Below are 12940 nucleotides of genomic sequence, written 5' to 3'. Positions count from 1 at the left end.
TCATGGCCGATCATCGCGCCGCACGGCAGGGCCGACCCCCCTGGGCCTCGCCCTCGCGGGACATTGCGTCAGTTAGACGATTACACTTCGGAGCATGCCCAATCTCCGTGTCGCCCTGTGCCAGATCGACCCCTGGGTCGGTGACCTCGCCCGCAACGGCGATGAGGTGGTGCGCTGGACCAAGCAGGCCGTGGAGGCCGGTGCCCAGCTGGTCGCGTTCCCCGAGATGGTCCTGACCGGGTACCCGGTCGAGGACCTCGCGCTGCGCCACTCCTTCGTCGAGGCCTCCCGCGGCGCCCTGGTCGAGCTGGCGGGCCGGCTGGCCGACGACGGCCTGGGCGAGGTGCCCGTGGTGGTCGGCTACCTCGGGCGCTCCGACCACCCCTCGCCGCGGTTCAACCGGCCCGCCGGGTCGCCGCAGAACTGCGCCGCGGTGCTGCACCGGGGCCAGGTGCTCACCCGCTTCGCCAAGCACCACCTGCCCAACTACGGCGTCTTCGACGAGTTCCGCTGGTTCGTCCCCGGCGACCAGCTGCCGGTGCTGCGGCTGCACGGGGTGGACGTCGCGCTGGCGATCTGCGAGGACATCTGGCAGGACGGCGGCCGGGTCACCGCTGCCCGGGAGGCCGGGGCCGGGCTGCTGCTGGTCATCAACGGCTCGCCGTACGAGCGGAACAAGGACGACCAGCGGCTGGAGCTGGTGCGGCGCCGCGCCGCCGAGGCGGGCTGCACCCTGGCGTACGTCAACATGGTCGGCGGCCAGGACGAGCTGGTCTTCGACGGCGACTCGATCGTGGTCGACGCGGACGGCCGGGTCCTCGCCCGCTCACCGCAGTTCGAGGAGCACCTGCTGGTGCTGGACCTCGACCTGCCGGCCGCGAGCAGCGACCACACCGACGGCCTGCTGCTGGGCGACGGGCTGCACCTGGTCCGCACCGAGCTGGGTGACGAGCCGTCGCCGGCCCCCGCCGAACCGCTCACCGCCGACATCGCGCCGCGGCTGTCCGACGAGGCCGAGATCTGGGCCGCGCTGGTCTCCGGCACCCGGGCGTACGTCGTCAAGAACGGCTTCGCGTCCGTGCTGATCGGCCTCTCCGGTGGCATCGACTCGGCCCTGGTGGCCGCGATCGCGGTGGACGCCGTCGGCGCCGACAACGTGCACTGCGTCTCGATGCCCAGCCGCTACTCCTCCCAGCACTCCCGGGACGACGCCGCCGAACTGGCCCGCCGCACCGGGCTGCACTTCCGGACCGTCCCCATCGCCCCGATGTTCGACGCCTACCTGAGCGCCACCGAACTGACCGGCCTGGCCGAGGAGAACCTGCAGTCCCGACTGCGCGGCACCCTGCTGATGGCGATCTCCAACCAGGAGGGGCACATCGTGCTCGCGCCAGGCAACAAGAGCGAACTGGCGGTCGGCTACTCGACCCTGTACGGCGACTCGGTGGGCGCGTACGGCCCGATCAAGGACGTCTACAAGTCGCTGGTCTTCCGTCTCGCCCGCTGGCGCAACGAGGAGGCCGAGCGGCGCGGCGAGGTGCCGCCGATCCCGGAGAACACCATCACCAAGCCGCCGTCCGCCGAACTGCGGCCGGACCAGGTGGACACCGACTCGCTGCCGGACTACGACCTGCTGGACACCGTGCTGGACCACTACATCGAGGGCGACCAGGGCCGGGACGCGATCGTCGCGGCCGGCTTCGACCCGGCCGTGGTGGACCGGGTGGTCCGACTGGTCGACACCGCCGAGTACAAGCGGCGTCAGTACCCGCCGGGCCCGAAGATCTCGGTCAAGAACTTCGGCCGGGACCGCCGCCTGCCGATCACCAACCGCTGGCGCCGGGGCTAGCCGAAGCGATAGGTGGCGGCCACCGCGAGGTGGTCGCTACCGTCCCGGGGCAGGGTGCGGGAGTCCACCGGCTGCAGCCCGCCCTTGCTCATGATCTGGTCGATCCGCGCCATCGGGAACGCCGAGGGCCAGCTGAAGCCGAAGCCGTCGCCGGCGGCGCCCTGGGCCGAGCGCATCTGCGAGGTGACCGGCGCCAGGCTGCGGTCGTTCATGGTGCCGTTGAGGTCGCCGAGCAGCAGGACCTTCTTCACCGGCTCGGCCTGGATCGCGTCGCCGAGCGCCTGCGCGCTGACGTCCCGCTGGTGGGCGGTGAAGCCGCTCTCGGCCTTGAGCCGCACGGACGGCAGGTGCGCGACGTACACCGCGACCGGGCCCTGCGGGGTGCTGACCCGGGCCCGGAAGGCCCTGGTCCAGCCGATCTTCAGGTCCACCGGGGAGACGTCGTCGATCGGGTACTTCGACCACAGCCCGACCGTCCCCTCCACCGTGTGGTGCGGGTACGCCCCGGCGAGTCCGGTCTCGTAGGACCGCAGCTGGTTGCCGGCCAGCTCCTGCAGGGCGACGATCTGGGCGTCCGAGGCCACCAGGCCGCGGATGGTGCCCGGCACGTCGGTGTTCCCGGCCTCCACGTTGTGGCTGACCACCGTCCAGTCGCCCTTGCCGCCGCTCTTGTCGGACACCAGCCCGCCGAACAGGTTGACCCACAGCACCGCGGGCAGCAGCAGGGCGAGCAGCGCGGTGGCGGAGCGGCGCAGCAGCGCGGGCACCAGCAGCACCGGGACGGCCAGGCCCACCCAGGGCAGGAAGGTCTCCAGCAGGCTGCCGAGGTTGCCGACGCTGTTCGGCACCTCGGCGTGCAGGGCCAGCAGCACGGCGGCGAGCAGGGCCAGCAGGGCGATCACCAGCCCGCGCCGCCAGGTGCTGCTGCCGCGGGCGTCCCGGCCCCAGTGGCGCAGTCCGAGGAAACCGCCGGTCCGGTCGGTGGGCGCGCCCGCATCCCCACGGGCCGTGGGCCGCTCGGTGCTGTCCGCCTGCGCCATGCCGTGGCTCCCGTCGCTCGTGCCGTCGCCGGTCCGGTGTCCGGTCCGTGGGGGTACGGGCGCGGCGCCGGACTGGTGCCGGTTTGATCGGATACCCGGCTCAGCCTATGCCGGGACAGACGCGCGGTCCCGGGAGCGGGTTCCGGCGCGGCCCGGTTTGGTGAGCCAGGCCACGTCGGGCACGGAGGAGCGGTGGTCTACCGGGGTGCGAGGCCGTCGAGCAGGGCGTCCACCATCTTGCGGGCGAGCTGCGGGTCCTCCAGGTCGGAGTCGTCCCACAGGATGCTGCGGTAGAGGATCGGGCCCATCAGGAGGTCGCCGAGCAGGTCGAGGTCGACGTCGTCGCGGATCACGCCCTCGGCGACGGCCTGGCGGATCAGGCAGAGCCCGGCCTCCCGGCGCGGCTTGATCACCCGTTCCCGGTAGGCGGCGGCCAGCTCGGGCAGGGTCTGCATCTGGCCGAGGGCGGCCTTGAGCACCCAGCGGGTGCGCTTGGCGAGGCCGCGCCGGCGGACGTGGTCGATCATCGCGATCAGGTCGTCCCGGGCGGCGCCGGACGGCTCCGGCATCGGGACCTCCAGCCGGCTGACCACGTCGACCAGCAGGGCCTCCTTGTTGGGCCAGCGCCGGTAGATGGTGGCCTTGCCGACGCCGGCGGCGGTGGCGATGCCCTCGATGGTGACCTCGGAGAGGGCGGTGCCGCCTGCCATCAGCTCCTCGACGGCGGCGAAGATGGCCTGCTCGGCGGCCTCGCTGCGGGGCCGGCCGCGGCGCACCGCCGCGCAGGGCTGCCCGGGGTCGGCGCTCGGCATGTCCGTCCTCATTCCCGCTGTCTCTCCCTTGCCGTCGCTGTTGTGGCGTCGCTGCGGCGTCCGCTGTGGTGTCGCTGTGCCGTCCTCGGCGCGCGGGCGCCGTGGCGGGTCCGTCGATCCGGTCCGCGGACGGGGTCCCGCCCCGCCCGGCCGGCCGCGGCCCTGCCGGCCAAACCACCGGCCGGCAGGGCCATTGTCGCTCAGCCGACCCCTGGGTCAGCCGCCATGGCGTCCTGGGTCCGGGCCTGGCCCTGGCCCTGCTGCTCGGGGACCTGCTCGCCCTTGCCGCCCTGCCCGCCGCGCCCGCCCGGACCGGCCGGGGCCGCCGCGCGGCGCGGCAGCAGGAACCAGGCGACCAGCGCCCCGACCAGCGAGATGCCGACCGAGAGCGAGGCCACCACGTGCATGGCGTGGATGAAGGCGTCGTGCGCCGGGGCGATCAGCGCCTTGCCCTGGCCGTTCGGGACCCGGTCGGCGATGGCCAGGGTGGCCTCCAGCGACTCCCCCGCCTTGTCGCGCAGCCCCTCGGGCAGGTGGGTGAGGGTGTCGGACATCCCGTCGCGGTAGACCGTGGAGAGCACCGCGCCGAGGACGGCGACCCCGAGCGAGCCGCCGACCTGGCGGAAGGTGTTGTTGACGGCCGAGCCGGCGCCGGCCTTCTCGCGGGGCAGCGAGCCCATGATCGCGACGGTGACCGGCGGCATGACGTGCGCCATGCCGGAACCCATCACCAGGCCGAGCACGATCAGCACCCAGATCGGCGTGGTCGCGGTCAGCATGGTGTAGCCGACGAAGCCGAGCGCGACCAGCACCATGCCGCCGGCGGCGGTGGCGGCGACGCCGAGGCGCTCGACCACCAGCCGGGCCCGCGGGGCGAACAGCAGCTGGGCGACGGCCAGCGGCAGCATCAGCAGACCGGCCTGCAGCGCGCTGTAGCCGCGCACGCTCTGGATGTAGAAGACCCCGAAGAAGGAGACGCCCATCAGCGCGAAGAAGATCACGCCGACCACGACCACGGAGGCGCTGAACACCTTGTTGCGGAACCAGGTGACGTCCAGCGCGGGGAACGGGATGCGGCGCTCGTACAGGACGAAGGCGGCCAGCGCGACCACGCCGAGCAGGGTCGGCCCCCAGGCCGCGAACGCGGTGAAGTCGGCCAGCTCGCCGCCCTTGATGATGCCGTAGATCAGCGCCACCAGGCCGACGATCGACAGCAGCACGCCGACCGGGTCGAGCGCGCCCGGGTTGGGGTCCTTGGACTCGGGCACCAGGATCACCATCGCGATCAGCGCGATGATCACGATCGGGACGTTGACCAGGAAGACCGAGCCCCACCAGAAGTGCTCGATCAGCAGACCGCCGGTGATCGGGCCGATCGCGATGGCCAGGCCGACCGCGCCGGCCCAGACACCGATCGCCTTGGGCTGCTCCTCGCGCTCGAAGACGTTCATGATGATCGCCAGCGTGGCGGGCATCGCGAGCGCGGCGCCGACGCCCATCAGGCCCCGGTAGCCGACGAGTTCACCGGGCGAGCCGGCCATCGAGGAGAGCAGCGAGGCGACGCCGAAGACCACCATGCCGACCAGCAGCGCGCGCTTGCGGCCGAACCGGTCGCCGAGCAGGCCCGAGGTGAAGAGCAGCCCGGCGAACACCAGGGTGTAGGAGTTGATCGCCCATTCCAGGTCGCTCTGGGTGGCGCCCAGTCCGACCGGGGCGGGGGTCGCGATGGTCTTCATCGCGACGTTGAGGATCGAGTTGTCGAGCACGACGACGAGCAGGGCGAGCACCAGGGTGCAGAGGATCGCCCAGCGTCGGCGATGGATGGCTTCGGGCACGCGGGGTGGTGCGGCGGCGGTGGTCATTGGTGTTTCCCGTCCGTGTTGGCGTGGCACTGGCGGGCATTTGCGAGTCGCAGACGTCTCGTAACCCCCTGGACCAGAGTAGCGCGCAATACGATACGAGACGCACCCGTTTCGCAAAAACCCGGCAAAGGCCGAGGCCGCCGAGGGCCGGTGTGGCGTGGATCGCACTCCGACGACGGCACCCCTCTTTGCGCTCACGCCGGGGCGTGCAAGCATGGAGGGGATCCGGGGACGCCGTACGGCGCCACGAGACGACAACCCTTCAGGAGCCCGTTCGATGAACGCTTCTTCGCCTTCGCCTGCCCAGAACCAGGCGGCGACCGCCACCCTCTACGGCGGGGTCACCAACCGCCGCGTCACCGTCCGCGACCTCGCCGCCGCCAAGCAGCGCGGCGAGAAGTGGGCCATGCTCACCGCCTACGACGCCCTCACCGCGGGCGTGTTCGACGAGGCCGGGATCCCCGTCCTGCTGGTCGGCGACTCGGCCGGCAACTGCCACCTCGGCTACGAGACCACCGTGCCGGTGACCATGGATCAGATGGTGATGCTCTCCGCCGCCGTCGTCCGCGGCACCCAGCGCGCCATGATCGTCGCCGACCTGCCGTTCGGCTCCTACCAGGAGTCGCCCGCGCAGGCCATGCACAACGCGGCCCGACTGATGAAGGAGGCCGGGGTCGGCGCGGTCAAGCTCGAGGGCGGCGAGCGCAGCGCCCGCTCGATCGAGCTGCTGGTCGAGGCCGGCATCCCGGTGATGGCGCACATCGGCCTCACCCCGCAGTCGGTGCACGCCTTCGGCGGCTACCCGGTCCAGGGCCGCGGCGACGAGGCGGCCCACCAGCTGCTGCGCGACGCCAAGGCCGTCCAGCAGGCCGGCGCCTTCTCGGTGGTCCTCGAGGCCGTCCCGGCCGAGCTGGCCGCCCAGGTCACCGAACAGCTGGCGATCCCCACCGTCGGCATCGGCGGCGGCCCCGAGACCGACGCCCAGGTACTGGTCTGGACCGACATGGCCGGCATGACGGCGGGCCGGGTGCCCAAGTTCGTCAAGAAGTACGCCAACCTGCGGGCCGTCCTCGGCGACGCCGCCCGCGAGTTCGCCGAGGACGTCCGCACCGGCACCTTCCCGGCGGAGGAGCACAGCTTCCACTGACGGGCCCGCCCACCCGTCGCCACTGACCGGATCGGGGCGGGGCCTGCGCTTCCCGCGCAGGCCCCGCCCCGATCCGGTTCGTTCACGGACTGGGAACGCCAGTCGGCTGCCGCCGTGTTCGGCCAGGTTCGAGACTTCGTCACCGTGAGCGGCGGCACGACCACCAAGCTCACTCGGGAGCAGAAGGGACGCTTCGTCGCCCTGTGCTGGATCGCCCAGATCCACAAGCACATTCCGGACCCGAAGCCGAGCTACGTTGCCGACTGGGATGACCTGCCGGACTGGCAGAAGGAGACGGACTTCGACATCTTTGAACACATCGAGCAAACGGTCTGAATTTCCGCTCTGCTTTAGTTGCGGCGCCCCCTCGGCCCGCCAAGGGGGCGCCGCTATCGACTGGCTGGCTGCATTTTTGGCGCTGGCCTCCTCGCTTGAGGAGGCCAGCGCCATTCTTCTTTTCCTTTGGTTCCCTCTCGATCGCCCGCCTCGCCGCCGAGGCGAGGCGGGCGATCGAGTTCCGATGTCCTGGGTTATTTAATATCTTTCGATGGCTGGGTTGAGGCCAACCCTCAGCAATCTTGGGCCAACCCTCGACTTGCCAAGGGGCCGGGCGTGATCTTTCTCTATTTGTTCAGAATTGGCTTTTCTTTCGGTGGCGACGACAGTCGGGTGACAGCGGCGTGACAGTGGTGCCGGCGGCGTGACAGGAGGGTGACAGGCGGGGCGGACAGTCTGGGGGCATGACAGGAATCGCCATCGCCCCGAAGACGCGGGGAACAGTCGGGCACGCCGTCGAGGTGCGCGGCATCGTCAAGCACTTCGGCGCCACCAAGGCGCTCGACGGGGTCGACCTCACCGTCCGGGAGGGCACCGTCCTCGCGCTGCTCGGGCCGAACGGGGCCGGCAAGACCACGCTGGTGCGCGTCCTCTCCACGTTGATCAAGCCGGACGCCGGCACCGCGGTCGTCGGCGGGTACGACGTCGTGCGCCAGCCCAAGCAGTTGCGCCGCACCATCGGCCTGACCGGGCAGTACGCGTCCGTGGACGAGCTGCTCTCCGGGTACGAGAACCTCTACCTGATCGGGCGGCTGCTCGACCTCTCCAGCCGCGAGGCCAAGGCCCGGGCCGCCGAGCTGCTGGAGCGGTTCTCGCTCACCGAGGCCGCCAAGCGGCCCGCCAAGACCTACTCCGGTGGCATGCGCCGCCGCCTCGACCTCGCCGCCAGCATGATCGGCCGCCCCCGGGTGCTCTACCTGGACGAGCCCACCACCGGCCTGGACCCGCGCACCCGCAACGAGGTCTGGGACGAGGTGCAGCGGATGGTCGCCGAGGGCACCACCGTGCTGCTGACCACCCAGTACATGGAGGAGGCGGAGCAGCTCGCCGACGAGCTGACCGTCATCGACCGGGGCAAGGTGATCGCCAACGGCGGCGTCGCCGAGCTCAAGGCCAAGGTCGGCGGCCAGATCCTCCAGGTCCGCCCGGCCCACCCGGCCGAACTCCCGGAGATGGCCCGCTGCCTGCACGAGAGCGGGATCACCTCCGCCACCGTCTCCCCCGACGACGGCCTGCTCGCGGTGCCGATCACCGGCGAGGAGCAGCTCACCGCCGTGATCGGGGTGCTCGGCGGCCGCGGCTTCGCCATCGCCGCCATCGACACCAAGGTGCCCAGCCTGGACGAGGTCTTCCTCGCCATCACCGGCAAGCCCACCGCCGACGCGGCCACCGCGCCCGCCGCCGCCCCCGTCAAGGAGCCCGTCGCATGACCACCGCCACGCTCGCCCCCGCCCGGGTCGACAACGCCCCGCTCGAGGACAGCCGGATCGGCCTGGCCGGCACCCTGCGCCACATCGGCGCGCTGACCCGCCGCAACCTGATGCGGATCAAGGCCGACCCGGAGTCGATGTTCGACGCCGTGCTGATGCCGATCGTCTTCACCCTGCTGTTCGTCTACGTCTTCGGCGGCGCGATCTCGGGCGGTCAGGACGGCTACATCCAGCGCCTGGCCCCCGGCCTGCTCGGGCAGACCGGCATGACGCTGGCGCTGGCCGTCGGCACCGGCCTGAACAGCGACTTCCAGAGCGGGGTGATGGACCGCTTCCGCACCCTGCCGATCGGACGGGCCTCGGTGCTGCTGTCCAAGCTCGTGGCGGAGTCGCTGCGGGCGCTGCTCTCCTCCGCGATCCTGCTGTCCTTCGCGTTCCTCCTCGGCTTCGAGCTGAAGACCGGCGTGCTGGAGGTGCTGGCCGCGGTCGGCCTGTCGCTGGTGTTCGGCATGTCGATCGTCTGGATCTCGATGCTGCTGGGCATGTCGCTGCGCAACGCCCAGGCCGTCCAGGGCGTCTCCATGCTGGTCCTGATGCCGATGCAGTTCGGCAGCTCGATCTTCGCGCCGACCAGCACCATGCCGGGCTGGCTGCAGTCCTTCACCAAGGTCAACCCGCTGTCCCAGCTGGCCGACGCCTCCCGCGCGCTGCTCAACGGCGAGGGGGCGGTGGCCCACCCGGTGATGGTGGTGCTGATCTGGTCCGCCGTCTCGACCGCGATCTTCGCCCCGCTCGCGGTGGCCCGCTTCCGCAAGCGGACCTGAGCGAGCCGGGGTGGGGGCGGCCGGCGGCCCGGGACAGGACGCCGGCCGGGGACGGCCGGTCGGCCGGTGACCAAGGGGACGGGCACCGGCCGACCGGCCTAGGGCCTGCCCGGCGGATCGTGCCGGGCAGGCCCTACTAGTCGATCAACTCGGACAGCACGGCCTGGGTCTGTGCCTGGGTCATCCCCGTGCCGACGGCGTGGGCCGCCTCGTACCCGGCGTCCCCCAGCAGTTCCCGCAGGCAGGCCGCCGAACGGTCGCGCTCCGTGCGTTCCAGGAAGCCGCCCTTCGGACCGTTCAGCCCCCCGTGCGCGCCGAGCAGCACGGCCGCCTGCCGGGCCTGCTCGACGTCGCCGTCGCGCACCGCGAAGGCGCACAGCACCCCGACCGCGGCCGGCACCACCATGACCGTCATCTGCTCGGCGAAGCCGCTCGCCGCCGTCATCTCCAGCAGCAGCCGCCGGCCCTCGCGCAGCAGCTCGAGACCCCGGTCGGGATCCCCGGCCCGGGCCGTGACCCAGCCCCGGGAGCTGGCGACCAGACCGCTCACGATGCCCGGCACGAACCCGCCCGACGTGATCGCGTCGAGCGCGTCCAGCTCGGCCAGCGCCTGCCGGAACTCGCCGCGCTGGGCGTGGATGCCACAGAGCGTCAGGTGCCCGATCAGCAGGGCGCCGGTGGTGGACTGGTTGAGGCCGGTGCCGTCGATGGTGGCCAGCGTCTCCCGGACGATCCGCTCACCGCGGGCCATGTCCCGCTCCAGCAGGACGCTGCCGAGGTTCACCTGCAGCATCGGCACCTCGTGCGGCGCGCCCAGCGCCTCGGCCAGTTCGATCGCCCGCTCGTACGCGGCGGCCGCGCCGTCGACGTCGCCCCGGTTGGCCAGCGACTCGCCGCGGGCCGCCAGCGCCTGGGACACCCCCCAGAGGTCCCCGGCCTGCTCGAACAGCTCCAGGGAGCGCTGGCCGTCCCGGAGGCTCTGTTCCTCGCCCTCCGGCCAGTCGTTCAGCATCCGGGCCCGGACCTGCAGGGCGAACGCCAGGTCGTTCACGTCGCCGTACCGCTCGCAGCCGCGGACGGCGTCGTCCAGCAGGCCCTTCATCAGTTCCAGGCGGCCGGCGAGGAAGGCGCCGAACACCCGCATCAGCGCCGGGAACCGGTAGGCCTGCGGCAGGTCCTCGGTGTAGGTGCCCAGCAGGTGCTCCGCGATCCCGACCGCCTCCGGGTTGCCGAGCACGTCCAGGTTCCCCTCGAACAGCCCGAGCAGCCGGAACATCGCGACCAGCCGGCGGGCCTCCTCGAGCACTCCCTCGGGCATCGGCACGCCGTACGCGAGCACGTGGCGCTCCAGCGGCACCGGCGGCGGGGTGTCCGGGCCGAACGGGTCCGGGCCGAGTGCGGCGACGGCGCCGTACCAGCCGCGGGCCTCCATGCTGTAGCCGCGCAGCGACCAGTACCAGCCCATGCCGACGGCGAGGACCAGCGCCTGCTCCTCGTCCGCGAGGTCGATCGCCCGGCGCAGCGCGGCCCGGATGTTGTCCTGCTCGCGGTCCAGCACGGCCAGCCAGTGCAGCTGCCGCGGACCGTGGATGTTCAGTTCGGCGGTGGCGACCATCGCGCGGAAGTGCGCCAGGTGGCGGGCCCCGGTGGCGTCGCGCTCGGCGGCGGACTCGGCGAGGCGCTCGGTGGCGTACTCGTGGATGGTCTCCAGCATCCGGTAGCGCGGCTGGCCGCCGTCGTCGGTGAGGTCGGCCACCAGCAGGGACTTGTCGACCAGGGAGAGCAGCAGGTCGGCGACCTCCGGGGCGACCACCTCGGTGCCGTCGGCGCAGACCGCCTCGGCGTCCTCCAGCTGCCAGCCGCCCGCGAACACCGAGAGCCGGCGCAGCACCGCCCGTTCCCGTTTGCCGAGCAGGTCCCAGCTCCAGTCGACCACCGCGCGCAGGGTCTGCTGGCGCGGCAGCAGGGTGCGGCTGCCGGCGGTGAGCAGGGCGAACCGGCCGTCCAGGCGGTCGGCGATCTGGCGGGCCGTCATCACCCGCAGCCGGGCGGCGGCCAGTTCGATGGCCAGCGGCAGGCCGTCCAGGCGGCGGCAGATCTCGGCGCAGGCCTGCGGGTCGCCCTGCGGGTCGAAGCCGGGACGGGCGGCGGCGGCGCGCTCGGTGAGCAGCCGAAGCGCCACCGGGTCGGGCAGCGGCTCGACCGGCAGTACCGTCTCGCCGGGCACGCCGAGCGGCTCGCGGCTGGTGGCGAGCACGGTCAGTCCGGGGCACTCGGCGAGCAGGGTGTCGACGAGGTCGGCGGCGGCCTGGATCAGGTGCTCGCAGTTGTCCAGGACGAGCAGCATCCGGCGGTGGCCGCAGTGCTCGACCAGTCGGCGCGCCGGGTCCTCGGCACGCTTCTCGATCACTTCCGCGACCACGCTGCTGCTGTGCAGCACGATCTCGCGCAGGCCGAGCGCGGAGACCACGGCGGCGGGGACGGCCTCCGGGCTCTCCAGTGGGGCGAGTTCGGCCACCCAGACGCCGTCCGGCCAGTGCCCGGTGGACTGCTCGGCGCGGCCGGCCTCGACCGACAGCCGGGTCTTGCCGGAGCCGCCGGGGCCGGTCAGGGTGACCAGCCGGCGGTCCGCCACCAGCCGGCGCAGGGTGGCGAGATCGCCCTCCCGGCCGACGAAGCTGGTCAGTCGGCCGCGCAGGTTCCCCACGGTGCGCGGGAGTTGGGGGGCGGGCGTGGGCGGCGCCGGCGCCGGCGCCGGCGCCGGTATCGGTATCGGTATCGGATCTGCCGTCGGCTCGGTCGAGTTCAGCAACTCGGCGTGGAGAGCCTGGAGTCGGCGGCCCGGGTCGGCGCCGAGCTCGTCCGCCAGGGCGCGCCTGGTGCGCTCGTAGTGGCGCAGCGCCTCGGCGGTGCGGCCGCTCTCGTGCAGGGCCCGCAGCATCAGCAGCTGCAGCGGCTCGTCCAGTGGCTGCCGTTCGCACAACTCGGCGAGTTCGGCTACCAGTTCGGCCGCCCGGCCGAGCCCGAGGTCGGCGGTGATCCGGTGACGGCGGGCCTCGTCCCGCTGCGCCTCCAGCCGGGCGGCCGGCCCGGCCCGGTCGGGCAGGTCCGCCAGCGCGGGGCCGCGCCACAGCGCCAGCGCGGCGCGCAGCCGCTCGGCGGCCAGCGCGTGGTCACCGGCCTCCAGGGCGCGGCGGCCCTCGGTGCTCAGCCGCTGGAAGTCGGCGAGGTCGGTGGCCGGACCGGTCAGCCAGTACCCGGCCGGGCCGGAGCCGACCCGCTCCCGGCCGATGGTTCGGCGCAGCCGGCCGACCAGGGTCTGCAGCGCGGCGGAGGAGTCCTGCGGCGGCTCGGCGTCCCACACCTCGTCCACCAGCAGGTCGGCCGGGACGGGCCGGCCCTGCCGCAGGGCGAGCGCGGTGAGCAGGGCCCGCAGCCGGGCACCGCCGAGCGGGACCGGTGTGCCGTCGTCGTGGTGGGCCGTGGTGGTGCCGAGGATGCCGTAGTGCACCGGTCCATTCTGGTCGATGAGCAGCGGCGCGGTCGCACAATTGTGCTGGCGCCCACCGGGCCACGCGCCCGACGGAACCGGGCGGCGCCCCTCGGACGTTCACCCGGCGCGGCTTGTCCGGTCACCGCC

Annotated in this window: 8 protein-coding genes and 1 pseudogene; 5 read left to right on the top strand and 4 right to left on the bottom strand. The window is 72.8% G+C overall.

Annotated features, from left to right (window positions below):
- Window positions 1-94: 94 nt before the first annotated feature.
- Entirely contained in the window at window positions 95-1849 is a 1755-nt protein-coding gene (locus O1G21_RS26970; RefSeq protein ID WP_270147263.1) for an NAD+ synthase, read from the top strand.
- On the opposite strand, the gene O1G21_RS26965 is transcribed toward O1G21_RS26970, so the two are convergent.
- From O1G21_RS26965 to O1G21_RS26955, 3 genes are all read right to left on the bottom strand, one after another.
- Window positions 1846-2889, bottom strand: coding sequence for an endonuclease/exonuclease/phosphatase family protein (locus O1G21_RS26965; RefSeq protein WP_270147262.1), 1044 nt, complete (start codon window positions 2887-2889; stop codon window positions 1846-1848). The genes O1G21_RS26970 and O1G21_RS26965 overlap by 4 nt on opposite strands.
- Before the next feature lie 197 nt (window positions 2890-3086).
- Window positions 3087-3701 carry a TetR/AcrR family transcriptional regulator gene (locus O1G21_RS26960; RefSeq protein WP_270147261.1) on the bottom strand — a complete coding sequence of 205 codons (615 nt, stop codon included), beginning with the start codon at window positions 3699-3701 and terminating at the stop codon, window positions 3087-3089.
- 200 nt (window positions 3702-3901) lie between these two features.
- Window positions 3902-5563 carry a DHA2 family efflux MFS transporter permease subunit gene (locus O1G21_RS26955; protein WP_270147260.1) on the bottom strand — a complete coding sequence of 554 codons (1662 nt, stop codon included), beginning with the start codon at window positions 5561-5563 and terminating at the stop codon, window positions 3902-3904.
- Window positions 5564-5840: 277 nt separating this feature from the next.
- Between O1G21_RS26955 and panB the strand changes: the two genes are divergently transcribed.
- The 4 genes and pseudogenes from panB (at window position 5841) to O1G21_RS26935 (ending at window position 9300) form a co-directional block, all read left to right on the top strand.
- Complete coding sequence (panB, locus tag O1G21_RS26950) at window positions 5841-6710, top strand: 3-methyl-2-oxobutanoate hydroxymethyltransferase (RefSeq protein WP_270147258.1); 870 nt, start codon at window positions 5841-5843, stop codon at window positions 6708-6710.
- A 90-nt stretch (window positions 6711-6800) separates the two neighbouring features.
- Window positions 6801-7046 (top strand): annotated as a pseudogene (locus O1G21_RS26945) (hypothetical protein); the annotation flags it as partial.
- 404 nt (window positions 7047-7450) lie between these two features.
- Window positions 7451-8476: an ATP-binding cassette domain-containing protein gene (locus O1G21_RS26940; protein ID WP_270147257.1), complete on the top strand. Its 1026-nt coding sequence runs from the start codon at window positions 7451-7453 to the stop codon at window positions 8474-8476.
- Entirely contained in the window at window positions 8473-9300 is an 828-nt protein-coding gene (locus tag O1G21_RS26935) for an ABC transporter permease (protein ID WP_270147255.1), read from the top strand. Before O1G21_RS26940 ends, O1G21_RS26935 begins: the two co-directional genes overlap by 4 nt.
- Window positions 9301-9436: 136 nt before the next feature.
- Here O1G21_RS26935 and O1G21_RS26930 read toward each other — a convergent pair whose 3' ends face one another.
- Complete coding sequence (locus tag O1G21_RS26930) at window positions 9437-12811, bottom strand: AfsR/SARP family transcriptional regulator (RefSeq protein ID WP_270147253.1); 3375 nt, start codon at window positions 12809-12811, stop codon at window positions 9437-9439.
- Window positions 12812-12940 lie beyond the last annotated feature (129 nt).

It is taken from the genome of Kitasatospora cathayae (assembly GCF_027627435.1).
Taxonomy (GTDB): Bacteria; Actinomycetota; Actinomycetes; order Streptomycetales; family Streptomycetaceae; genus Kitasatospora; species Kitasatospora cathayae.
The sequence above is the reverse complement of the archived record's forward strand: the minus strand, read 5'-3'. Positions and strand labels throughout refer to the sequence as shown.